Origin of the sequence: Bradyrhizobium sp. McL0615 (assembly GCF_049993905.1) — a bacterium.
Classification (GTDB): Bacteria; Pseudomonadota; Alphaproteobacteria; order Rhizobiales; family Xanthobacteraceae; genus Bradyrhizobium.
On record NZ_CP188254.1, the window covers coordinates 1865590 to 1888304 of the forward strand.

Below are 22715 nucleotides of genomic sequence, written 5' to 3' on the forward strand. Positions count from 1 at the left end.
CCAGCCCGGCGAAACCTTTGGGAGGCGCGGGTGCAGGCAGGCGATAGCGGCGCGACCGGGCAGCGGTCGGCTGCGCCGATCTGGTCGCAGGCGGCTGAACGCTTCCCGTCGGCGGACCGGGTTCTCTCGACCATTCTGACGCGGCAGGCCGCGCGATACCGCGACCGCACGCTGTTCGTCTTCGGCGAAACACGATGGAGCTATGCGGATGCGGCTACGATCGCCGCTGCATCCGCGGCCCGTCTGATGCGGGCCGGTGTTCAGGCCGGCGACCGCGTCGCCCTGATGTGCTCGAACCGGCCGGAATTTTTGGAAATCTATCTCGGCTGCGCCTGGATGGGTACCGTGACCGTACCGATCAACACCGCGCTGCGCGGCATCCAGCTCAGCCACATCCTGCGCAACGCCAGGCCGAAATTGCTGGCGATCGAGCCAGCCTTCATGCCGGCCATCGAAACGCTGGAAAGCGACGTCGTACCGCCGGATCTTGTCTGGACGATCGGCGATGACGCCGCGTCCTCGCTCGTGCGGGGATCAGCCCCGCCAATGCCCGCGCTTGGCGAGGGGCTCCGCCCGCGCCCGTGCGGCCGGACGACACGGTCGCGATCCTCTATACGTCGGGCACCACGGGTCCTTCCAAGGGTGTCTGCTGCCCGCAGGCGCAGATGTTCTGGTGGGGCATCTATTCGGCGCGCGCGCTCGACATCCGCGAGGGCGATGTGCTGTTCACGACGCTGCCGCTGTTTCACACCAATGCGCTGAATGCGTTCTATCAGGCGCTGCTGAACGGCTGCACCTACGCGCTGGAGCCGAAATTCTCTGCCTCCGGTTTCTGGGCGGCGGCGCGACGCAATCAGGCGACCGTCGGCTATCTTCTGGGTGCGATGGCCGTGATGTTGCTGGCGCAGCCGAAATCCACCGACGATACCGCGCATTTTCTGCGGGTCGCGCTCGGCGGCGGTGTCCCAGGTCAGTTCCACGGCCCGTTTCTCGAACGCTTCGGCGTGCCGCTGCTCGACGGCTACGGCTCGACCGAAACGAATTTCGTGTTCACGAGCTCAATTCCGTCCGATCGCCCCGGCACGATGGGCCATTTGGTCGAGGGCGTGGAGGCCTGCATCGTCGGCCCCGACGACGAGCCCCTTCCTGACGGTGAGGCCGGCGAGCTGCTGCTACGTTCGTCGGAGCCGCTGGCGTTCTCGACGGGCTATTTTGGAATGCCGGACGAGACGGCCGAGGCGTGGCGAAATCGCTGGTTTCATACCGGCGACCGCATCGTGCGCGATGGGGATGGCCACTACCGCTTCGTCGACCGGATGAAGGATTCCATTCGCCGGCGCGGCGAGAATGTTTCATCCTGGGAGGTCGAGCAGGTACTGCTAAAACATCCGGCGATCGCCGCCTGCGCGATCTTTCCGCTGCCGTCCGAGCTCGGCGAAGACGAAGTTGCTGCCGCCGTCCAGCTCGAACCCGGCCATACGCTGGAGCCGATCGATGTCGTCAGGCATTGCGAGGGCAAGATGGCTTATTTCGCTGTTCCCCGCTTTGTCCGGATCGTCGCCGAAATGCCGCTCACCGAAAACGGCAAGATCCGAAAGGTCACGCTGCGCGAGGGCGGAAAAACTGCTGACACCTGGGACCGCGATGCTGCCGGATACAAACTGTGCCGCTAGCCTGGCGGCGCAGTTCAGGCGCGGGCCTGGTCCGTCACGCGCTTCACAGCGTTCTTCAGGTCGTCGAGTTCCCTGACCAATCCGTCGAGCCGCCCTTTCGGAAATTCGGCAAGCAGCGAAGCCAGCCAGAGGCCGTGTTTTTTTGCCATCCGCCTGAACGCCTTCCGGCCTTCGGACGTCATGCAGACGATCTGCACACGACGGTCAAGCGGCGACGGCGAGCGCGTGATGAAACCGTCTTCGACCAGTCGATCCACGATCGGGGTCAGATTCCCGGCTGTGACCATCAGGCGCTTTGGCAACTCGCCCAGCACCAGCCCGACAGGCTCGCGATCGAGCTGTGCCAGCACGTCAAATCGCGGCATCGTGAAATCGAACTCTTCGCGGAACTGGCGGCGAAGCTCGGCGCCGATCAAGGACGTGCAGGCAAGGAGGCGAAGCCATACCCTCACCTGGGCGCGGTTGTCAGCGTTTTCCTCGGTCATGTTCTCTTCGTCGATCAGCGCGATCTCCTTGTCGGCCATCAATCCAGGTCTCCCGACGTTCCGTTATGCGGCCGAGCGGATCGGCACCAAAGGTTCTGAAGCGAAGGTGTAAATCCTTTAGGACCAAATCAAGTGCCGGGTACGCCAGGGATCTGAACTTCCAGCTCCCGGGGTCGGTTACTCGAAGCACCCGCGACCGTAGTAGATGATATCATGGCGGGGCAAGCGGGGCAGGCCCGGCCCATACAGGAAATGCGGTCCCGTTACCTCCGTGCTGAATCTCCGGTTGGGACGGAACACGGCGTACGGGAGACTTCAATGCTCGACTCTGCATGCCGGCCCGGCTATAAAATAATACTTTATACCTAAATTAAAATGAGCGCCTCGCATGGCCCGTTTTGAATCCCTGACACTTTCCGAGTTGCCGAGCGGCGTCTGGCGCACGCGCCTCAGGGTGCGCTTCGGCTCGTGCGATCCGGCTGGAATCGTCTACACGCCGGAATATCTCAACCTGTTTAACGGCGTGATCGAGGACTGGTACGGCGATGCGCTGGGACTGCCCTATCATGAGCTGGTCGGAACACGGCGGACCGGCCTCGGCTACGCGCACGTCTCGGCGGATTTCGCCAAGCCCAGCAGCATGGGCGACGTGCTCGACGTGGCGGTCGTCGTGCGCGATATCGGACGCACCTCGCTAAAGCTTACGGTTCACGCATTCAAGGATGGCACCGAGTGCGTCCGCGCCACCTTCGTGACCGTGACAACCTCGCTGGTGGATCACAAATCGATTGCGTTGCCCGACGACATGCGCCTCGCTTTGAAGAATTATCAGGCGAATTGCGATGCGTCGGCGAGCCTTACCTCAACAAGCCTGCGATACGGACCGAGCAGCCTGCCGGCGTAACGGCCGTCCCCAAGCTGAACGCGCGAAGCGCGTACCGCTTACGAGGGGCCACTGAACAGGATACGGACCGGTACTTCTGATCTGTCCGACTGTATCGGTCGGAGGGCGCCAAACGAGCCACTGTTTTGAGGTGGCCGATTTTTTATTGCTTCCTATCTGTTCGTGGACGGGAAGTAGCCAAGCCCCCTTGTCTTCTCTTCTTTGTCCGTCCCGAAGGAGTCCCCATGCGCGTGCTGGCTTGCATGATTCTGACGATTGCAGCGGTGTTCACGGTCGCGTCCGCGCGCGCCCAGACCTATGATCCAAACTATCCGGTTTGCCTGCAAACCTACGCCACTGGCGGCGGCTATATCGACTGCAGCTTTACTTCGCTGGCGCAGTGCGCGGCAACAGCATCGGGCCGCTCGGCGCAATGCTTGAACAATCCGTATTTCGCGTTGGGCGGCAGGAAACCGCGGCAACACGGCGTTTACTAGAGGCAGTGGATCGGCCTGCTTCGGAGGCTCATGCCCAGTTTTGCCCAGGCCATCGCTTCTGCGTATAATCCGGTGAACCACTCATTCTGTGAGGTCACGTGACTGCCCCCAATCCCGCTGCCGGTAAACCGGTCGATTCCGCCTCCCTTGTCAACGTGCCGCAGTTGGTAACGGCCTATTTTGCGTCGAAACCGGATCCCTCCGATCCCGCCCAGCGCGTTGCCTTCGGAACTTCGGGCCATCGCGGGACTTCGCTGAAAAACTCGTTCAACGAAAACCATATCCTGGCGACGACGCAGGCGATCTGCGACCACCGCCGCGAAACCGGGCTGACCGGTCCGCTGTTCGTCGGCATCGATACCCATGCACTCGCCGAGCCGGCGCTGGTGAGTGCGGTGGAAGTGTTTGCCGCCAACGGCGTCGACATCATGATCGACGAGCGCGGCGGCGGCTACACGCCGACGCCGGTGATCTCGCATGCGATCCTGAGCTACAACAAGGGGCGGACCAGCGGACGTGCCGATGGCGTCGTCATCTCGCCGTCGCATAATCCGCCTGAAGATGGCGGGTACAAATACAATCCGCCGCATGGCGGCCCGGCCGACACGGATGTGACGGCCAAGGTCGAAAAGGCCGCCAACGCCTACATGGAAGCTGACATGAAGGGCGTTGCGCGGGTGCCGTATGAGCGCGCCCGCAAGGCGCCCTCGACGCATCTGCACGACTATATCCGTCCATATGTCGCCGATCTCGGCAATGCCGTCGACATGGCGCTGATCAAATCGTCGGGCGTGAAAATCGGCATCGATCCGCTGGGTGGCGCCGCCGTTCACTACTGGCAGCCGCTGATCGAGCATTACGGGATCAATGCGACTGTTGTGAACACCGCCGTCGACCCGACGTTTCGTTTCATGACGGCGGACTGGGATGGAAAAATCCGCATGGATTGTTCCTCGCCGTTCGCGATGGCAAGCCTGATTGCGATGCGCGACAGGTTCGACGTCGCCTTTGCCAATGACACCGACGCCGACCGGCACGGCATCGTGACCCGCACGGGCGGGCTGATGAATCCGAATCATTTTCTTGCGGCTGCGATCGCCTATCTGTTCGAGCATCGGCCGCAATGGAGCAGCGAGGCCGCGATCGGCAAGACCATCGTCTCCAGCTCGATCATTGATCGTGTCGCAGGCAAGCTGAATCGCAAGCTGGTCGAAACCCCGGTCGGCTTCAAATGGTTCGTCGAAGGCCTCGGCAGCGGTGCGTTCGGCTTCGCCGGCGAGGAAAGCGCCGGCGCATCGTTCCTCAAGCGCGACGGCTCGGTGTGGACGACCGACAAGGACGGCATCGTGATGGGACTGCTCGCCGCCGAAATCCTCGCCCGAACTGGCCGCGACCCAAGCCAGTTGTTCGCGACCCTCACGGCCGAACTCGGCGTGCCCCATTACGAGCGAATCGACGTGCCGGCGACGCCGAAGCAGAAGAGCGCGCTGAAGGCGCTCGGACCTGAGCAGCTCGATATGCGCCAGCTTGCCGGCGAACCGGTCAGCGCGATTCGGACCCGGGCGCCGGGCAACGATCAATCCTTCGGCGGCATCAAGGTTGAATCCGAGGCGGGATGGTTTGCCGCGCGGCCATCGGGCACCGAAGACGTCTACAAGATCTACGCCGAGAGTTTCCGCGACCAGAATCATCTGAAAGCGATTCAGCAGGACGCTCAGCGCGCGATCGCGAAGGCCTTCTGATTTTCGCGGTGAGTCGGTTGGGGCAATGGGAAAATCCCCGACTGCCCATCGTGCGATGGAAGAATACTGCGCCAGGCTGCGCCCAATTGCGCCAGTTCGGCACGCTCCGGGCGGGGGCGGGAACTGCGGAACCGAATTTCGGACGCCACCGGACTCGCGATCACGCTGAAATCACGAAGCACCACGCAGTGTTAGGCTCGGGAGCTAGCTGCCAGAATGCCGTCCGGGAGCGGGGGGCCTGTAAGCTATCGCGCGCGGTACCGGGGGATGAAATGAGTGCGGAATCGGTCGTCTACTATCTGAATCGGGTGCCGGAGAGCGATCCGAATGACCAAACCGAATGGCTTTTGACGGCGTTGGGGCAATATACCGGCGCGGAACTGCGTGAATTGCTCTATGTCGCGGAAGAACCGGGATTCTTTGAATTGATGCGTGGGCTGTTTGCGCTTTCGGAAGAAAGTCGGGCTGTCCTGCAGCAATTCCTCGAAACCAGTCGCCCGGCGGCCATGAAGGCGGCGATCGACCCGAGTGGCCGATTGACGATTGAGCATGCCACTGTCGAGCAGCGCGTAAAAATGCTTCCTGTGATCGCAAATTAGTGCCCTGAGCTTCCAGAGGTTGTGCTAAGGTTCCAACTCGAACAGTTGGGAGCCTGCCCATGGCGACGAGGAAGTCTGGCCCACTCGATGCGATGGTGGGTGCCAGGATTCGTATGTTGCGGGTCAATCGCGGCGTCAGCCAAACCGTACTCGCAGAGCGAATCGGCGTTACCTTTCAACAGGTGCAGAAATACGAGCGAGGCGCCAACCGGGTTGGCGCCAGCCGGTTGGCGCAAATCGCTTCCGTGCTGGACGTTTCGGTTGGCGAGTTTTTTGAATCTTCCCGGGCTGGGCCTCCCGGCTTGGATTCTCCGGTTCACTTGCTCGCCGAGCCGGGCGCCTGGCGCGTTTTCACGGCATATGCGCGAACGCCCAGTCCGCGGGTCCGGTCCTGTATCGCGAAACTGGTTGAAAGCATTGCCGATCGACCTTCCGGAGCCAAGGCCACGGTTACGCGTCTCAATACTGTCGATCCTGGTGAGCGGCGGAAGTTTCCATCGCGAGGATAGTCTTCCGCAGGAAGACGAGCGGCGATCTCGTGCCGCCACGCAATCCGGTTGGAGGCGTCAGCCGGTCGCGCGAATCGCAAGTCGTTCCGGCGGCCTCACGCCAGGAATGAATTCGCCGATCCAGTCACGGCGCGTCGCTTCGATATGCCAGGACATTGCCTCGGCCGAATAGGGGGCCGGATCGGGGATGTCCTTGCGGATCTCCTTGCCGTTGAGCCAGCCGCAGCTGTGCGAGTAACGCGCCTTGCAGACGAGATGAATGTCGCCGTGGTCCTGCAGTAGCACGTAGCCATCGGCCGGAAAAAATGTACCGGCAAGCTCGATCGCACCAGGCAATTGGCGCACCAACAGGAACGTACTGGTGGATTGCGATTCCGATTCGGAAACCAGCACACCGACCAGGCTGTGGATCGGCGCGATCACCTGCGGTGCAACCAGTGCGAGAGGCTCCGTGATCGGGCCGGCCGTCGCAATCGAGAGATATTCGCCCTCCGGTCCCCAACGGCAGGCGATCAGCCACTCGCGGCTGCGGCTGCGAATCACGGTCGGCTTGGCATAGTCTGAACGGGCAATATCTGCTGCCATGGCTATGACTAAGGCTTTCGCGAGCATAAGTTCCTCCAGGGCGAGGGCGGGCTGGCCTCTCGTCTGGAGTTTGCACGTCAAGTCGTGAGGTCACCGTGAGCGGTACCGTAAATTCGATGCAGGAATTGTTTGCACGCGCGGCATCGTTGCTTCTTGGCAACGAAGTGGACGCCGCTGGCGATCACGATGCCATAGGTATCTTGCAGGCGCTGGAATATGCCTCGGAATCCAGCAACCGGATTGATCCGGAGACCACGAATCGCGCCCAGTTGCTCATCGCGGCTTCCCGATTTGCGCGGGTATTCGAACTGGCCTCGCCCGATGCGCCCCGTCTGTTCAGCTTTGGCGCGCAATTCGATCCAGCGCTTGCCGATCCGTTGCATGACGGAAGTCCGATGGTCGGCGTTTCCGGCGTCGGTCTTACGTTGCGGGATGCATTTCAGGGCTGCATCGGCGAGGGAATCGAATATCTGTCTCAATTGCAGGCCGAAAGCGACCTGTTGCTCCAACCCGCCGTTGACGACTGGTCCGGAAGACTCGGTCCGAACGCGCTGAAACTGGTCGCTGCCCTGTCGGGACGCCGCATGCAACCGGAGCGAGCGCTCTCCTGGTGTCGCGCAACGAGGGTGAACGACGGCGGCGAAGTGTGGCTTCCTGCCGACATCTGCCTGCGGCGTCCGCTGGCGCAACGCGACTTCGCGCCGCCATATCCGCTGAGCATCGGATCCGCCGCCGGTCCGTCATTGGATGCCGCGGCACTGCACGGCCTGCTGGAATTGATCGAGCGCGATGCCACGAGCCTGTGGTGGTGGGGCGGTCGACTACCGCGATCAATTCCGCCGCACCACGAAGCCGGCGCCGTGGCGGAAGATTTGTTGCGGCAGCTCCGGCATGGCGCATCGGTGCAACGCCGGACATGGCTGCTCGACATCACGACGGATATCGGCGTGCCCTGCGTCACAGCCGTCTCATGCCGGGCGGACGGCTCCGGTTTTGCTTTCGGCCTCGCGGCGCGGCCGGCGCTGGAGGCTGCGGTCCGCTCCGCGATTGTGGAAATGTGTCAGCTTGAACTGGCCGATGCCGTCGTCGCAGCCAAACGCAGCGAGCGTGGCGATGACGCGCTCAACGCCCAGGATCGCATCCATCTGCAGCGCGCGGCGATCAATACCGATCAGTGCAAATTGTTGCAGCCTGTTGCGGGGCACGCGAATCATCTCCCGTTCCACGCAACTGAAGAGAGCGTCATATTCAGTTTGATCGTCGAGCGTTTGGAGAAGCTCGGAATCGATACATTTTGTATTGACCTGACGCGCCAGCGCTTCGCTGTTCCGGTGGTCCGCGTGATCGCCCCCGGCCTGCAACTCGAGCCGTCCGAAATCGTCACGTCCAGGCTGCAGGATACGATTGCGCGAACCGGAGGCGGCAAAATCTATACCGGGGGTGTCGCTTTGATATAGAGTGGGCGGTATTAACCAACCGGTTCCGGAAACTGTTGTATGCCGGCCAGCGTGAACGCCATAACAGCAGATAATGCCACGGCGGCGCCTGAAAGCGCTCCGCGTCTGTCGGTGTCGCTGGTCGGGCGGCTCGGCGTGCGGTTCAACGGCCGGCCGATCGAACTGCGAACCCGCAAGGCCGGGGCGGTTCTTAGTTACCTTGCGCTATTGGAGGCGAAGCAGGAGAGCCGCGAGCGGCTGGTCGGCCTGCTCTGGAGTCGTTCGGACGAGGAAAAGGCACGCGCCTCGCTGCGCCAGGTCGTTCGCGAGCTGCGGTCGTTGCTCGAGGAGGCCGGATATGACGGCTTCGTCGCCGAACGGCTGATGATCGGCATCGACGTCGGACGAATCGAGGTCGACATCGAAAGCGTGATCCAGCTCGCCGAAGGCGGACGCGTTCACCCGCTGTTGCTCGATACGCCGCAGCTCGACGGGCGGCTGCTCGAAGGAATGGACGATCTCGACCCCTCGTTCCGCGTCTGGGTGCTGGCCAAGCGGCAGACCATTCATGAACGGCTGATGCGAAATCTCGACGAAGGCCTGACCTCCGCGCGCGTACCCGCCGACGCCAAAAAGAGGATCGCGGCCGCGATTGTCAATCTCGATCCGACCCATGAATATGCCTGCCGCTATCTGATGCGGGCGCATGCGGAACAGGGCGACGTCGCCGGCGCGCTGCGCATCTACAAGGCGCTGTGGGATCTCCTGGACCGCGACTACGCGATGGAGCCGTCGTCGGCGACTGAAGAACTCGTTGCCAACATCAAACTCGGCATTCTGGAGCCGGCGCCGGCCGATCGGGCCGCGTCGGCAGCGAATGACGAATTCGCCGTCCGGATGGTCAGGGGGACGGCTCTCCAGCCGGTGGCCCCGATGTCACCATCGGTCAATGCATCGGCCAGGACGCGGCTGGTGCTGCGGCCTTTTGCAATGCATGGCGTCGACGAGGATCACAGCCATCTGGTGCAGGGGTTCTCGCAGCATCTCGCCGCCTGCCTCGTCCGCTTCCGGGAATGGAGCGTGGTCGATCGTCCTCCCGCGGCCGTCGTGCTTCCCGCCTCGGGCACGGCGCCGCAATACTGCATCGAGACCACCGCCTATCAGGCCGGCGCCGAAATCAACATCGTGATGGTGCTGCGGGACGACACGACCGGCATCTATGTCTGGAGCGAAAGCTTCCGGCTCGGCCTCGGCAACTGGTTCGAAACGCAGCAGCGCATCATCCGCCGTATCGCGACTTCGTTGAACGTGCAGTTGTCGACCGAGCGGCTGATGCGGCTGGCCGGCGAGCCTGACGTATCGCTCGAACTGCACGACCGCTGGCTGCGCGGCCAGAATCTCATGTCGAAATTCGATCCGGAAAGCTGGCGGCGGGCGGTCACCATCTTCCACGATGCGATCCGCGACAATCCGGGTTTCTCGCCCTGCTACAGCAGCCTCGTGCAGATGAACAACATCGAGCATCTGGTGCATCCGGGGGTCTTTCGTGATCTCGACAAGGCCAAGGCCACCCTCGAACTGGCGAAGACCGCCGTTCAACTGGACCCCGTCGATTCCAGGGCCCATCTGTGCTGCGGCTGGTCCTACATGATGGCGCTTCGCGAGGCGGAAGCGGCGCCGCACATGCAACTCGCATGCGAGCTCAACGACAATGACCCGTGGACGCTGCTGTCCAGCGCTCACTATTCGGCGATGTGCGGATCGATCGAGGATGCCCGCGTTCGCGCCGAACGGTCGCTGGCGCTCTCACCTGCGCCCTCCTATCTGGAATGGGCGTATCACGGCACTGTGCGGTTCTTTTGCGGAGACTATGAAGGCACCATCGAGGCGTGCGACCGCGCCCAGGGCATCAACAAGATCCTGCCGGCATGGCGCGCGGCTGCGCTGTTCCAGCTCGGAGAACGCGTGCTGGCGCAGCAGGAAATCCAGCGGTTTGTGAACGGTCTGCGTTCATTCTGGGTCGGATCGTCGCCGCCAACGGATGAGGAAGCGGCGCGCTGGGTCATGCAGGCACATCCCATCAGCGTGAAAGAGCGATGGGAAGCCCTGCGCCAAAGCTTGCGTGGCGGAGGGCTTCCTGTAGATGGCATCGGTCACCTGACGCGAGGCTAGACCATCAGGCGCAGTAGCTGATCGTGTAGTCGCCGATACGCTCGGCATGCACCTTGAACTTGTCGGCTTCCGGAATCACCGGATCCAACCCGTTGAACAGGCGCTTGTAGAACGGTGGAAGCGGATAGGTCGAGCCGGGCTTGCTGAGCTTCTCTTCGGAATCGGCGATCGCCATCGCGGGCGGCAAGCGCACTACGATAGTGTCCAACTCCTGCTCGACGAACTTTACCTTGGTGAAGCGATCCGGAACCGACATGAATACCTGGGCCTTGGCCAGTTGTTCCTTGAACTCTTCAACGGAGTTCGGGATCGGATACTCATTGTCGTCGTCGAGATAGTTCTTGCCGGTCGACCAGGTCTTTACGAGGTTGCCCCACCGCTCATGATTGGTTACTTGCATTCTTTCGAGCGCCATCTTTTTACTCCTCCGGGTTGCGTGAAGCGGAGAATTCCGCTTCACAAAAATGCGGGCACGGCCTGCCGCAGGTCGGCAATCTCGGTGGTGAATTCCACCAGTTGAGCCATGCTTGAGATCTCTGGAATTTCCTGAAGTACGTTTGTCAGGTAAAATTCGTGGGAGATGCGATCCAGATGATCGGCGAGCGAGGCGCCGCCGGCCGGTTGCGGGCCGCCGGCAAGCAGCGCCCCGAATATCGTTTCCGATACGATGACCGAGCCGAGCAACCCCAGTTGCAGGCCGTCGGTCTGCTGCATCGCCTCGAACAGGATGAAAAACGGCAGAGGCGGATCGTTCGCAAGGGTTTCAATGTCCCGGTCCGTGAGCGCGCCGTAGACCTGTCCTGAAACCAGCCATTCGCGAAGCTGATCGACACGGTAGGCGCGGTCGGTCAGCAGGCGCGAGGCGGAAATGAGCTGCGGTCTGCGGTTGCCGATTTCGGCGATCAGCGCATCGACCGACCACATGCCGGCCAGTCCCGCTCCAAGTAGGTCGCGATAGAGCAGGCCGACGCGTGCCGTTTCGTCGAACGCTGGAAAGATCTGGTCATTGCCCAGCCCGTCGCTGAGGTGCGGTCCGATGCGGCGGCTGAAATTCGGCGTCGATCCGTCGATCTCGAAAAACCGCGACCATTGCACCATCCACGTCTCATCGAGCGGCATGTTTGCGGGGTCGTTTACCGAGCTTTTTTCAAGGGTGATGTTGAGGTCGTGGAGCGACAGGTCATTGATCTGGTATTCGGGTCGCACCATGGCGTGGCCGAAGCGGAAGGCGCCGTGCGAGAACTCGAGCGGAATTTCCCAGCCCCCGGTCGGAAAGCGTTCCGTCGAATGGGGGCGATCGATGAAGTCGGGGTTCGGTCCGTTATAGACGGCGTAGATCGCCGGATGGATCACCCGCCGCATCAGGTCCTTGCGCAGGACGTTGTGATAGATCGCGACCAATGCCTCGCGGGCGCACAGGAAGCGCTTGTAGGCGGCGCCGAACTGGCCGTTTGGCCCCGCATTGCCTTCGTGGCGGCGAATGATGTCGATGAGCCCGTTGTGCAGCAGCGCCAGCAGCGCGGTGAGCTGCGACATGACGGCGTGATCGTCGTTGCGCGGATCGGCGACCAGCGCCTCGGTGAGCGCAACACGAACACCTGCAATACTGCGGTCGATCCCCGTCAGGTTCTCGGCCGGGGTCCGCGCGATGTCGCGGAACGGACACCCGCTCGCCGGCTCGTTCTCTTTCCAGCGCATTCGCCCGAGCCGCAGCTTGGTGCGGCGGTCGTCATTCGACGCATCGAGCGCGTAGATGTGCGGCGATCCGACAGGACCGCTGCCGTACAGCGTCTCAAGCCGAAGCGGCGTGCGGCGCGCGTTCGTGGTCCCTCCGCCGAGGCCGCCCGCGACCGAAAGCGGAATCGCCGAATGCACGAGGTCGTGCGCAACGAACTGCAGCAGATAGGTATAGCCGGAGGGGATAAAGGGATTTTCCCAGTATTCGGTCGATCGAGCCTGGAGTGGCGGCCACTTGATTGCAGCATCCATTCGCCGCGACAGGCGATGCATCAATCCACGGAGCTCCGCGTGGTGGGACGGCGAAGCGAGCGGATCGGCACCGAAGGCGCGGAAGCGCTGCGATGGCGCAGGTGTGGCGAGGAAGTGACGAAAGCCGGGCATTGTCGTCGCCTGAGCAGTCGCTACTGGCGCAGAGTCGTGCGTATCGAACTCGGAAGTTCGGAAAGAAGACGCTTCAGCGACGTTCTGCAGAGCCATTAAAACCACTCTCGCGTTTGGTCGGGGCGGCGAGACTGCGGAGCAAGTCGTGAAATTATCGTGACTCAAATCATTAGAACCTGTGAACATCTGTGGACATCTTTTGATCTATCTGTGTCCGCCAAATGCTGCGCAATGTGGCGTTTCCCGGCTGTTTGCGGCCGAGCGATGCGGCTATATGGTCCCGCATCTCATTGCGTCGCTTGATATAGGAGCCGGACGTGAAGCTTATCCGCACAGCATTCTTCACAGCCTCCTTGGCGCGATACTTCGGTGCGATGCTCGCGGTGGTGATCGTTATTTTGGGCACCGCGCGCGCCGAGCCAATCTTCTCGTTCGACGCCACGCCGGGTAAGCTTCCGAAGACGGTCGTTCCGATCAACTACTCGATCGAGCTGAGGCCCGATGCCGAGAGCCTCGCGCTTCCCGGTGTCGAGTTGATCGACATCGAGGTGCGCGAACCGACGGCGCGGCTGACGCTCAATGCCGTCAACACCACGTTTGCTTCCGTTACCGCCGACGATAGCGCGGAGCGCGCCGACGTCGCGCTCGATGTCGCGGCCGAGACGGTGACATTCACTTTCGCTCAGCCGCTCGCCGCGGGCGCGCATCGGCTGCGGATCGAGTTTACGGCGCGGATCAACAAGTTCGATCGTGGCTTCTTCTTCGTCGACTATCCGACCGACGGCGGCGTGAAGCGGCTGCTGACGAGCAAGCTTGAGCCGGCGGACGCGCGGCGGATATTTCCGTGCTGGGACGAGCCGGCCTTCAAGGCGAGTTTTGCCCTGAGCGTGAGGGTGCCGCGTCATTTCCTCGCGGTCGGCAACATGCCGGTCGTGCGTGAAGAGCCGCTCGATCCGAACCTGAAGATCGTCACCTTCGCGCCGACGCCGAAGATGTCGACCTACCTGTTCGTGCTGACGGTGGGCGAACTGGAACGCATCACGGCGGAGGCGGACGGCGTGACGATAGGTGTCGTCGCCACCACCGGCAAGGCTGCGCAAGGAAAGTTCGCGCTCGACAGCGCGACGAAACTGCTCGCCTGGTTCAACGACTATTTCGGTGTCAAATATCCGCTGCCCAAGCTCGACCTGATCGCGGTGCCCGGCGGCTTCGGCGGCGCGATGGAGAACTGGGGCGGCATTACCTTCTTCGAGAGCCGGCTGCTGTTCGATCCGGCAACCAATCCGGACAGCGCGCGGCGCGGCATCTTCAGCATCATTGCGCATGAGATGGCGCACCAATGGTTCGGCGATCTCGTCACCATGGCGTGGTGGGACAATCTCTGGCTCAATGAGGGTTTTGCGACCTGGATGGCGACGAAGGCTGCCGAGCAATTTTATCCGCAATGGCAAAGCTGGCTGAACGGTTACGGGGCGAAGCAGTTCGCCATGGCGCTCGACGCCCGGCGCACCTCGCATCCGATCCAGCAGCCGATCGCCAATGAGAGCGAGGCCATGATCGCGTTCGACGCCATTACCTACAATAAGGGGCAGGCGCTGATCCGCATGCTGGAGAATTATCTCGGCGAAGCGGCGTTCCGCGACGGCATCCGCGCCTACATGGCCGCGCATGCCTATGGCAACACCACCACGGCCGATCTCTGGCGGGCGCTGGAGCGCGCGGGCCACAAGCCGGTGACGGAAATCGCTGCGTCCTTTACCGAACAGGACGGCGTGCCGCTGATATCGGCCGAAACCGCTTGCAACGGCGACGCGCAGCGGCTGACGCTGCGGCAGGGCCGTTTCGTGGTCGCGCCGGCGCGGACGGCGGCCTTGCCGCCGCGCAACTGGCAAATACCGGTTGCGATCGGGAAGGCCGGCCCGGCGCCATCGGCCGATGTCGTGCTGCTGCAGGGCTCGACCGAAGTTCCTGCCGGATCCTGCGGTGAGGCGATCAAGGTCAATCTCGGCGATATCGGTTACTACCGGGTCGAGTACGGTCCGGCGAGCATGGCCGCGCTGGCGAAGGCGCTGCCGCAGATGTCGCCGTCAGATCGCGTCAATTTCCTCGCCGACGGCTGGGCGATGGTGCAGGCCGGCCGCGCCGAGCCGTCATCCTATCTCGCCTTGGTCGAGAATGTCGGCGTCGATGACCGCCGTCCGGTATGGGATCAGATCATCACAATATTTTCCGCGCTCAATCGTCTGTCGCGCGATCGGCCCGAGCGTCCGGCGCTGCAGCGCTACATCAGCGCCAAGTTGCGTCCCGTGTTCGACCGGCTCGGCTGGGATGGCAGCGGATCGGGCGACGACGACGACACCCTGCTGCGCGGCAGCCTGATCTGGACACTCGGTGAACTCGGCGATGAAGCAACCATTGCGGAGGCAAAGCGGCGGTTCGCCGGCTTCTTGCGCGATCCGCAATCGCTGCCGGCGGCCTTGCGCGATTCCGTCACCCATGTCATCGGCATCACGGCGGATCGCGCAATGTATGACACGCTGCTGACGCTGGCGCGCAAGAGCACCGTCACCAATGAGCGGCTGCGCTATTATTTTGCAGCGGCCGCCGCGCGCGATCCGGCGCTGGCGCGCGCCACGCTGGATTTGACGCTTGGCGACGAAGTGCCGGGCACGATCCTCACCGGACTGATCGGCTCGGTTGCTTCCTCCGGGGAGCAGCCTGATCTGGCCTGGGATTTTCTGCAGAAGAACTACGATGCGCTGTTCGCAAAGCAGGGGGCTCAATTTCGCGACCTGTTTATCCCAAACTTCATGACGAACTTCAGCGACGAGCGCCACGCCGCCGAAATCGCAGCTTTCGCGCCGGCTCAGACCACTTCAGGCGGCCGCATGATGGCGGCCCGGGCGCAGGAAGTGATTGCGATCTCCGCCGACCTCAAATCTCGGGCGCTGCCGGCGATCGAGGTCTGGATCGGGGAGCGCAAATGATGGCAATGCGCTGTGCTTCAGGCAGCGTTGCCTTGCCCGGGCATTCCGGATAGCCATGACGGACAACTCTCCCGCGCGGGGCATATTTCCAACCATGGCTGATTTCCACGGCGTCTTTCCCTATCTGGTCTCGCCCATCGATGCGTCAGGCCAGATCCGCACCGAGGTGCTGGGCCGGCTGTGCGACGACCTCATCGCGGCGGGCGTGCACGGCTTGACGCCACTCGGTTCGACCGGCGAGTTCGCCTATCTCGACCAGGCGCAGCGCGCGACTGTCGTGCATGCGACCATCGAGGCCGCAAGGGGCCGCGTGCCGGTGATTGCCGGCGTCGCCTCGACGTCGACAGCGGACGCGGTGGCGCAGGCGAAGGCGCATCAAAAACTTGGCGCCGACGGCATTCTCGCGATCATGGAGGCCTATTTTCCGGTCGCCGACGCGCAGGTCGAATCCTATTTCCGCGCCATTGCCGACGCCGTCGACATTCCCGTCGTAATCTACACCAACCCGCAGTTCCAGCGCTCCGATCTGACGCTTGATGTGATCGCACGGCTCGCGACCCATCCGCGCATCGGCTACATCAAGGATGCCTCGACCAACACCGGCCGGCTGCTGTCGATCATGAATCGCTGTGGCGACAGCATCAAAGTGTTCTCGGCTTCGGCCCATATCCCGGCGGCGGTGATGCTGATCGGCGGACTGGGCTGGATGGCCGGCCCGGCCTGCATCATTCCGCGGCAGAGCGTCGAACTCTACAACCTCTGCAAGGCGGCGCGCTGGGGCGAGGCGATGGCGCTGCAACGCAGGCTATGGCGCATCAACGAGGCCTTTGCGCGCTTCAACCTCGCCGCCTGCATCAAGGCCGGCCTCGACATTCAGGGATACGCGGTCGGCGATCCCGTCCCGCCGCAGGCCGCCCTGACGGCGGAGCAGCGCAAGGTGGTCGAGGCCGCGTTGCGCGATCTCGGGTAAAGGCCTGCGCCGAAGCGGCTTGCTTTACGGCAGAATCGTACCCAGCTCCCGGTCCATGCACCCGGCGTGTGGCGCATTTATTGCAGCGAATTGAATGAGTTGTCTCAGGCAAAAAAGCCGTTAAAACCCCGCTTAAATCCGACAAGAAGCTCGAAGGACAAACTGATGAACATTCTTCCCGGCAATATGCGTTTCGGTGCGGGCCAGCCGGTCAAGCGTTTGGAAGACCAGAGACTGCTCACCGGGAAGGGGCAGTTCATCGACGACAAGCCCGAGGAAGGCGCGCTGTGGCTCTATGTGCTGCGCTCGCCCCATGCCCACGCCAGGATCAAGTCGATCGACACCAAGGCCGCGCTTGATATGGCCGGGGTGGAGGCCGTCTATACCGGTGCCGATCTGGTGACGGACGATATCGGTACCCTGCCCACTCTCGCGATCTTCAAGCGGCCGGACGGCAAGCGGATGACGGTGCCGCCGCGGCGGCTGCTGGCTCATGAAATCGTGCGGTATGCCGGCGAGGCGGTGGCCGCGGTGGTCGCGACATCGCGGGTGCTGGCGCAGACGGCGGCCGAGGCGATCGAAATCGACTACGAGGTGTTGCCGTCGGTGGTCGATCCCGTCGAGGCGGTGAAATCAGGTGCACCGGCGGTGTGGCCCGAGGCGCCCGACAACGTCGTGGCCGCCATGAGCTATGGTGACGCCGCCAAGGTCGAAGAAGCGTTTGCAAGCGCGGCGCATAAAGTCTCGCTCGATCTGGTCAGCCAGCGGCTGGTGCCTTCGGCGATGGAGCCACGTTCGACGATTGCCGAGATCGAGAAGAAGACCGGCCGGTTGATCCTGCATGTGCAGTCGCAAACCCCCGGCTCGACGCGGGACCTGCTCGCGGAATCCATTCTGAAGCGGCCAAAGGACAGCGTCCGCGTGCTGGTCGGCGACATCGGCGGCGGCTTTGGCCAGAAGACCAGCCTTTATCCCGAGGACGGCATCGTCGCTTATGCGGCCACCAAACTGAACAGGAAGATCCGCTGGCGCGGCGACCGCACCGACGAATTCGTCGGCGGCACCCATGGTCGCGATCTCACTTCGACCGGCGAATTCGCGCTCGACGCCAAAGGTCGCGTGCTCGCCTATCGCGTGCGCTCGATCGGCGGCACCGGCGCGTACTCGTCAGGGACCGCCAACATCATTCCGCTGGTGCTCGGTCCCTTCGTGCAGACCGGCGTCTACGATCTGCCGCTGGTGCATTTCGAAGTGAAATCGGTGATGACCAACACCGCGCCGGTCGGCGCCTATCGCGGCGCGGGGCGGCCGGAGGCGGTGTTCATCGTGGAGCGGCTGATGGATGCCGCCGCGCGGCAGATCGGCATGGACCCGCGCACCATCCGCAAGGTCAACTACATCAAGCCCGCGCAACTGCCATACACCAACGCCGTCGGCCAAGTGTATGACTCCGGCGCCTTCGCGCACATGCTGTCGCGCGCCTCGGAGCTTGCGGACTGGGACGGTTTTGCCGCGCGCAAGAAAGCGGCGAAGAAGAAAGGCCTGCTCTACGGCCGCGGCCTCACCAGCTACATCGAATGGACCGGCGGGCGCGCGCATACCGAAAAGGTCAGCCTGCACGCGACCGCAGAGGGCCGCATCATCCTGCATTCCGGCACCATGGCGATGGGCCAGGGCCTGCAGACCACCTACACGCAAATGATATCCGATACGCTCGGCATTGCCATGGACAAGATCGACGTGGTGCAAGGCGATACCGATCTTGCCACGGGTTTCGGCAGTGTCGGCTCGCGCTCGCTGTTCGTCGGCGGCACGGCGGTCGCGGTTTCGAGCAATGACATGATCACCAAGGCGCGCGAGAAGGCCTCGAACGTGCTTGAGACGTCGGTCGAGGATATCGAATATCGCGATGGCTGGCTGACGGTGGTCGGCACCGACAAGCGCATCAGCCTGTTCGAGATCGCTAAGAAGGAAGACGGCGCGCGGCTCAGCGTCGATTCCGAAGGCGAGGTCGACGGCCCGAGCTGGCCGAACGGTACGCACATCTGCGAAGTCGAGATCGATCCCGAAACCGGCGTTAGCAAGGTGGTGCGCTACACCACGGTTGACGACGTCGGCATCGCGGTCAATCCGATGCTGGTGACCGGCCAGGTGCATGGCGGCGTCGCGCAAGGCATCGGGCAGGCGCTGTATGAGGGCGTCGCCTACAGCGAGGAAGGGCAACTGCTGACTGCGAGCTATCAGGACTATTGCGTCCCGCGCGCCGACGACATTCCGCCGATTGTCGTGACGCTGGATGATTCCGCGCCCTGCGTCACCAATCCGCTCGGCGCCAAGGGCTGCGGCGAATCCGGCGCCATCGGTGGGCCGCCCTGCATCACCAATGGCGTGATGGATGCGCTCAGTGAGCTCGGCATCAAGCAGCTCAACACGCCACTCACGCCGGCCAAGGTGTGGCAGGCGATCCGGGATGCGAAAGTGGCGGCGGAATAATGGTCTTATCCTCCCCTGGAGGAGGAGGATCGACGCGCGCAAAGCGCGCGGCGAGGTGGGGTGACAGTCTCACGCCTCAGGCGCTGTTGGACGTGGAGAGACCGTCACCCCACCCCGTCTCGCATTCGCTTCGCTCATGCGAGCCGACCCCCCCTCCAGGGGAGGGTGAAGCGAGTTACAGCCCCAACACCATCTTCGCCACGATCTCGCGCTGGATCTCCGACGAGCCGCCGAAGATCGTGTACGCCCGGCCGTTGAGATATTCCGGCACCACGGGAAGTATCTCCTCCGGAATCCCCGGCGCCTCGTTGAGCCGATAGAGCGGCCGCACCGGCTCGACATAGAGGCCGTCATTGCCGATCACGTCGACGCCGAGCCGCGTCACCGCCTGGCGGATTTCGCTGTTGCGCAACTTTAACAGCGACGACACCGCGCCGGGATTCTGTCCGGTCTGCAGCGCCGAGAGCACACGCAGCTCGGTCATTTCAAGCGTATCGATATCGACCTCGATCTCGGACATCCGCACCGCGATATCGGGGTCGTCGATGGCGCGGCCAGTGACGTCGGATTCGGCGAGATCGGAAATCGTCTTCAGCGCATCGCGCAATTTGGCCGAGGCGATGCCGGCGCCGCGCTCGAATTCGAGCAGATATTTGCCGTAGGTCCAGCCCTTGCCTTCCTCGCCGACACGATTGGTGACGGGCACGCGCACATCGTCGAAGAACACCTGGTTGACCTCGTGGTCGCCGCCGATGGTCAGGATCGGCCGCGTCGTGATGCCCGGGCTTTTCATGTCGATCAGGATGAAGGAGATGCCGTCCTGCTGCCGCTCGGTTTCGTTGGTGCGCACCAGCGCGAACATGCGGTTGGCGTGATGGGCGTGCGTGGTCCAGATCTTAGTGCCGTTGATAATGTAGTCGTCGCCGTCGCGCACGGCGCGGGTTTTCAGCGAGGAGAGGTCGGAGCCGGAGCCCGGTTCAGAATAGCCCTGGCACCAGTAATCCTCTCCAGAGAGAATTTTCGGCAGGTAAAAATTCTTCTGCTCGGGCGAGCCGAAGCCGATGATGACGGGGCCCACCATCTTGACGCCCATCACGTTGACATTTGGCACGCCGGCGCGGGCGCTTTCAGCCTCAAATATCCAGCGCTGCGCGGGTGTCCAGTCCGGCCCGCCATGGTCCACCGGCCAACCCGGCGCGCCCCAACCTTTCTTGTGGAGGGCGTGCTGCCAGGCCATCCCGATGTCAGGGTCGGAGAATACTGACGGCGTCAGCGCGGTGGCGCGCTTTATCTCGGGCGTCAGGTTGGCCGCGATGAACTCGCGAACTTCCTGCTCGAAGGCGCGTTCCTCGACGCTGAAGGTGAGATCCATGGATAGCGCTCCTTATCTAGCCTGGACGGCACGGCCGCCGAGGGCGGCGTGGCGGCGATAGTGATGGGCGCTGCCGCCGAACAGCGTGTCGAAGGCGAGCAGCCGCTTGAAGTAGGAACCGACGTCGAGCTCCTCGGTGACGCCCATGGCGCCATGAAGCTGAACCGACTGTTCGGCGACATAGCGCGCGCACTTGCCAATCTTGGCTTTCGCCCCCGATGCCGCACGGCTGCGCGCGACCGGCTCGGCATCCGCCATCAGCGCGGCGCGCAGCGCCATCGAGCGCGCCTCGTCGCATTGCATCGCCATGTCGGCAAGGCGATGCCGGATCACCTGGTTGGCGGAGAGCGGCCGTCCGAACTGCTTTCGGATTTTGGTGTATTCCAGCGTCTGGTCGAGCAGGGTCTGCATGATGCCGACAGCCTCCGCCCCGAGTGCGGCCATCGCGCGATCGATCACGGCTTCGATCGCGGGCAGCACGTCGCGGCCGTCGCCGAGCAGGGCGTCGGCAGGAAGCTGCACATCCCGGAGTTCGAGATTGCAGGCCCGGCCGCCGCCGAGCCGCGGAAAGTCGCGCGAGGCGAGGCCGGGGATGCCTTGCGGCACCAGGAACAGGCAGAGCTTGCCCGGGTTGCCGGAGCCATCATCGACGCGGGCCGACACGATGATCTGGCTGGCCGCGCTGCCGTCCAGCACCGCGGTCTTGCTGCCATCGAGGCGCCAGCCGTCAGGGGTCTTCTTCGCCGTGGTCCTGACGTCGGCGAGATCGAAGCGCGCCTGGCGCTCCGAATGCGCGAATGCCAGATAGAGCGAGCCATCGGCGATTTTTGGCAGCAGCGCCTGCTTCTGCGCTTCCGTGCCGCATTCCGAGATCAGCGACGCGCCGATCACGACCGTGGAGAGATAGGGTTCGGAGACCAGACCGCGCCCGAACGCTTCCATCAATACGCCGATCTCGATGGCGCCGCCACCGAGCCCGCCATGGGCTTCAGCGATCGGCAGCGCCAGCCAGCCGAGATCGGCGAACTGCTTCCAGAGATCGGTACTGAAGCCGAGCGGCTCGCTGGCGATCCTTCGGCGGTGATCGGCGGTATAGGTCTCGCTGACAAAGCGGTCGGCACTTTCGCGCAGCAACCGCTGCTCGTCACTCGGGGTAAGGTCCATCTGATCTGCTTTGCTTGTTCTATTTTGCTTGTGCCGGTTTTCTGACGGAGGGGTGCAGGCCTGCGGGATCCACCACCATTCCGAATTCCTGAAGGTTATGCGCGTGGCAGAGCTGATGCAGCGCGAATGCCTGCTCGATCGCCGCGGGCTGGCCCATGACGTCGACCGAGCGGTTGACGGCTTCCTTTGTCAGCTTCAGCGCGAACGAAGGCTTTGCGGCGATCCTTTCGGCGAGCTTCATCACGAACGAGGATAGTTCGTCGCGCGTCACCACGTGATTGACCATGCCGAGCCGGTGCGCTTCCTCCGCGCTCCAGACGTCTGATGTGAACAGCAATTCCTTGGCCTTGCGCGGGCCGAGCTCCCAGGGATGCACGAACCATTCGACGCCGCAGACGCCCATGGTGACGACGGGGTCGCAGAACTCCGCATCACGGCTCGCGACGATGAGATCGCAGGCCCATGCCAGCATCAGGCCCCCGGCGATGCACTTGCCGTGCACTTCGGCGATCGTCGGTTTTGCCAGATTGCGCCAGCGCCGGGTGATTTGCAGATAGATCTCCTGCTCGCGCGCGAAACGGCCGTGGGCGTTGGGTTTGGCGAATCCGCCCCAATTTCCGACCGGCGGAAAATCTACGCCGGCGGCATTCTTGGCCCCTGGGCGCAAATCATGTCCCGACGAAAAATGCGGACCGTTGCCGGCGAGGATGATGACCTTGACCGCGTCGTCCTGCACCGCCTGGTCGAAGGCGGCATTGAGGTCGTAGGTCATCTGCAGGTTCTGCGCGTTGCGCGCCTCGGGCCGGTTCATCACGATCCGCGCGATGCGTGGCTCCGGCCGTTCCACGACGATGGTCTCGAACTCCATGGCACCCTCGCGTTTCCCTTATCGTTGGCGGCCATGTTGTAATTTCGGCAAATGATACGCAAGGGCCGTCGCCTGCGAAATAGACCGGAGGCCGGCTTACGGCTGCATACCTGACGCAACCAATCTGATAGAACAGCGTTTGATTTTCTTTAGGGAGAG

Annotated in this window: 18 protein-coding genes and 1 pseudogene; 12 read left to right on the forward strand and 7 right to left on the reverse strand. The window is 63.0% G+C overall.

Annotated features, from left to right (window positions below; translation table 11 throughout):
• Nucleotides 1-30: 30 nt before the first annotated feature.
• Together ACPPVP_RS08920 and ACPPVP_RS08925 are read left to right on the forward strand one after the other, a co-directional pair.
• Nucleotides 31-402, forward strand: a pseudogene (locus ACPPVP_RS08920) (AMP-binding protein); the annotation flags it as partial.
• Nucleotides 403-581: 179 nt separating this feature from the next.
• Nucleotides 582-1673, forward strand: coding sequence for an AMP-binding protein (locus tag ACPPVP_RS08925; RefSeq protein WP_426533237.1), 1092 nt, complete (start codon nucleotides 582-584; stop codon nucleotides 1671-1673).
• A 14-nt stretch (nucleotides 1674-1687) separates the two neighbouring features.
• Here the strand turns inward: ACPPVP_RS08925 and ACPPVP_RS08930 are convergent, their stop codons facing one another.
• Nucleotides 1688-2197: a MarR family winged helix-turn-helix transcriptional regulator gene (locus ACPPVP_RS08930; RefSeq protein WP_426533239.1), complete on the reverse strand. Its 510-nt coding sequence runs from the start codon at nucleotides 2195-2197 to the stop codon at nucleotides 1688-1690.
• Between the two features lie 349 nt (nucleotides 2198-2546).
• On the opposite strand from ACPPVP_RS08930, the gene ACPPVP_RS08935 reads away from it, so the two are divergent.
• The 5 genes from ACPPVP_RS08935 to ACPPVP_RS08955 all read left to right on the forward strand — a co-directional run bounded on the left by ACPPVP_RS08935 (nucleotide 2547) and on the right by ACPPVP_RS08955 (nucleotide 6388).
• Nucleotides 2547-3062: an acyl-CoA thioesterase gene (locus ACPPVP_RS08935; RefSeq protein ID WP_426533241.1), complete on the forward strand. Its 516-nt coding sequence runs from the start codon at nucleotides 2547-2549 to the stop codon at nucleotides 3060-3062.
• Nucleotides 3063-3286: 224 nt separating this feature from the next.
• Complete coding sequence (locus ACPPVP_RS08940; protein ID WP_426533243.1) at nucleotides 3287-3538, forward strand: DUF3551 domain-containing protein; 252 nt, start codon at nucleotides 3287-3289, stop codon at nucleotides 3536-3538.
• Nucleotides 3539-3636: 98 nt separating this feature from the next.
• On the forward strand, nucleotides 3637-5280 hold the full coding sequence (gene pgm / locus ACPPVP_RS08945) for a phosphoglucomutase (alpha-D-glucose-1,6-bisphosphate-dependent) (protein ID WP_426533245.1): 1644 nt from the start codon (nucleotides 3637-3639) through the stop codon (nucleotides 5278-5280).
• Nucleotides 5281-5552: 272 nt separating this feature from the next.
• Nucleotides 5553-5879: a hypothetical protein gene (locus ACPPVP_RS08950; RefSeq protein ID WP_426533247.1), complete on the forward strand. Its 327-nt coding sequence runs from the start codon at nucleotides 5553-5555 to the stop codon at nucleotides 5877-5879.
• Between the two features lie 59 nt (nucleotides 5880-5938).
• Entirely contained in the window at nucleotides 5939-6388 is a 450-nt protein-coding gene (locus tag ACPPVP_RS08955) for a helix-turn-helix domain-containing protein (RefSeq protein ID WP_426533249.1), read from the forward strand.
• A gap of 57 nt (nucleotides 6389-6445) precedes the next feature.
• Here the strand turns inward: ACPPVP_RS08955 and ACPPVP_RS08960 are convergent, their stop codons facing one another.
• The gene (locus ACPPVP_RS08960) at nucleotides 6446-7000 is read right to left on the reverse strand and encodes a hypothetical protein (protein ID WP_426533251.1); all 555 of its coding nucleotides are present in this window, start codon (nucleotides 6998-7000) and stop codon (nucleotides 6446-6448) included.
• A gap of 68 nt (nucleotides 7001-7068) precedes the next feature.
• On the opposite strand from ACPPVP_RS08960, the gene ACPPVP_RS08965 reads away from it, so the two are divergent.
• Together ACPPVP_RS08965 and ACPPVP_RS08970 are read left to right on the forward strand one after the other, a co-directional pair.
• The gene (locus ACPPVP_RS08965; RefSeq protein ID WP_426533253.1) at nucleotides 7069-8430 is read left to right on the forward strand and encodes a YcaO-like family protein; all 1362 of its coding nucleotides are present in this window, start codon (nucleotides 7069-7071) and stop codon (nucleotides 8428-8430) included.
• A gap of 39 nt (nucleotides 8431-8469) precedes the next feature.
• Nucleotides 8470-10581, forward strand: a complete 2112-nt coding sequence (locus tag ACPPVP_RS08970) for a BTAD domain-containing putative transcriptional regulator (RefSeq protein ID WP_426533255.1) — start codon at nucleotides 8470-8472, stop codon at nucleotides 10579-10581.
• Between the two features lie 4 nt (nucleotides 10582-10585).
• On the opposite strand, the gene ACPPVP_RS08975 is transcribed toward ACPPVP_RS08970, so the two are convergent.
• Both ACPPVP_RS08975 and ACPPVP_RS08980 read right to left on the reverse strand, forming a co-directional pair.
• On the reverse strand, nucleotides 10586-10996 hold the full coding sequence (locus ACPPVP_RS08975; RefSeq protein WP_426533257.1) for a hypothetical protein: 411 nt from the start codon (nucleotides 10994-10996) through the stop codon (nucleotides 10586-10588).
• Nucleotides 10997-11037: 41 nt separating this feature from the next.
• Nucleotides 11038-12702 (reverse strand): hypothetical protein, encoded by a 1665-nt coding sequence (locus ACPPVP_RS08980; RefSeq protein WP_426533258.1) that lies wholly within the window; start codon nucleotides 12700-12702, stop codon nucleotides 11038-11040.
• 317 nt (nucleotides 12703-13019) lie between these two features.
• Here ACPPVP_RS08980 and ACPPVP_RS08985 point away from each other — a divergent pair, with 317 nt between their 5' ends.
• From ACPPVP_RS08985 to ACPPVP_RS08995, 3 genes are all read left to right on the forward strand, one after another.
• Nucleotides 13020-15689: a M1 family metallopeptidase gene (locus ACPPVP_RS08985; protein ID WP_426533260.1), complete on the forward strand. Its 2670-nt coding sequence runs from the start codon at nucleotides 13020-13022 to the stop codon at nucleotides 15687-15689.
• 94 nt (nucleotides 15690-15783) lie between these two features.
• On the forward strand, nucleotides 15784-16659 hold the full coding sequence (locus ACPPVP_RS08990; RefSeq protein WP_426537752.1) for a dihydrodipicolinate synthase family protein: 876 nt from the start codon (nucleotides 15784-15786) through the stop codon (nucleotides 16657-16659).
• 165 nt (nucleotides 16660-16824) lie between these two features.
• Nucleotides 16825-19152 (forward strand): xanthine dehydrogenase family protein molybdopterin-binding subunit, encoded by a 2328-nt coding sequence (locus ACPPVP_RS08995; protein ID WP_426533262.1) that lies wholly within the window; start codon nucleotides 16825-16827, stop codon nucleotides 19150-19152.
• Nucleotides 19153-19327: 175 nt separating this feature from the next.
• Here the strand turns inward: ACPPVP_RS08995 and ACPPVP_RS09000 are convergent, their stop codons facing one another.
• Genes ACPPVP_RS09000 through ACPPVP_RS09010 form a run of 3 tightly spaced genes read right to left on the reverse strand, consistent with a single transcriptional unit; the run spans nucleotide 19328 to nucleotide 22556 of the window.
• Complete coding sequence (locus tag ACPPVP_RS09000; RefSeq protein ID WP_426533264.1) at nucleotides 19328-20524, reverse strand: acyl-CoA dehydrogenase family protein; 1197 nt, start codon at nucleotides 20522-20524, stop codon at nucleotides 19328-19330.
• A 12-nt stretch (nucleotides 20525-20536) separates the two neighbouring features.
• Entirely contained in the window at nucleotides 20537-21688 is a 1152-nt protein-coding gene (locus tag ACPPVP_RS09005; protein ID WP_426533266.1) for an acyl-CoA dehydrogenase family protein, read from the reverse strand.
• Between the two features lie 19 nt (nucleotides 21689-21707).
• On the reverse strand, nucleotides 21708-22556 hold the full coding sequence (locus ACPPVP_RS09010) for an enoyl-CoA hydratase (RefSeq protein WP_426533268.1): 849 nt from the start codon (nucleotides 22554-22556) through the stop codon (nucleotides 21708-21710).
• Nucleotides 22557-22715: the final 159 nt, after the last annotated feature.

What these genes read in the sequence shown, in the direction of transcription:
- ACPPVP_RS08975 (WP_426533257.1), bottom strand. Translation starts at nt 10,996, where the DNA reads ATGGCGCTCGAAAGAATGCAAGTAACCAATCATGAGCGGTGGGGCAAC.
- ACPPVP_RS08995 (WP_426533262.1), top strand. Translation starts at nt 16,825, where the DNA reads ATGAACATTCTTCCCGGCAATATGCGTTTCGGTGCGGGCCAGCCGGTC.
- ACPPVP_RS08955 (WP_426533249.1), top strand. Translation starts at nt 5,939, where the DNA reads ATGGCGACGAGGAAGTCTGGCCCACTCGATGCGATGGTGGGTGCCAGG.
- ACPPVP_RS09010 (WP_426533268.1), bottom strand. Translation starts at nt 22,556, where the DNA reads ATGGAGTTCGAGACCATCGTCGTGGAACGGCCGGAGCCACGCATCGCG.
- ACPPVP_RS08980 (WP_426533258.1), bottom strand. Translation starts at nt 12,702, where the DNA reads ATGCCCGGCTTTCGTCACTTCCTCGCCACACCTGCGCCATCGCAGCGC.
- ACPPVP_RS08990 (WP_426537752.1), top strand. Translation starts at nt 15,784, where the DNA reads ATGGCTGATTTCCACGGCGTCTTTCCCTATCTGGTCTCGCCCATCGAT.
- ACPPVP_RS08930 (WP_426533239.1), bottom strand. Translation starts at nt 2,197, where the DNA reads ATGGCCGACAAGGAGATCGCGCTGATCGACGAAGAGAACATGACCGAG.
- ACPPVP_RS08960 (WP_426533251.1), bottom strand. Translation starts at nt 7,000, where the DNA reads ATGCTCGCGAAAGCCTTAGTCATAGCCATGGCAGCAGATATTGCCCGT.
- ACPPVP_RS08940 (WP_426533243.1), top strand. Translation starts at nt 3,287, where the DNA reads ATGCGCGTGCTGGCTTGCATGATTCTGACGATTGCAGCGGTGTTCACG.
- ACPPVP_RS08935 (WP_426533241.1), top strand. Translation starts at nt 2,547, where the DNA reads ATGGCCCGTTTTGAATCCCTGACACTTTCCGAGTTGCCGAGCGGCGTC.
- ACPPVP_RS09000 (WP_426533264.1), bottom strand. Translation starts at nt 20,524, where the DNA reads ATGGATCTCACCTTCAGCGTCGAGGAACGCGCCTTCGAGCAGGAAGTT.
- ACPPVP_RS08950 (WP_426533247.1), top strand. Translation starts at nt 5,553, where the DNA reads ATGAGTGCGGAATCGGTCGTCTACTATCTGAATCGGGTGCCGGAGAGC.
- ACPPVP_RS08970 (WP_426533255.1), top strand. Translation starts at nt 8,470, where the DNA reads ATGCCGGCCAGCGTGAACGCCATAACAGCAGATAATGCCACGGCGGCG.
- ACPPVP_RS09005 (WP_426533266.1), bottom strand. Translation starts at nt 21,688, where the DNA reads ATGGACCTTACCCCGAGTGACGAGCAGCGGTTGCTGCGCGAAAGTGCC.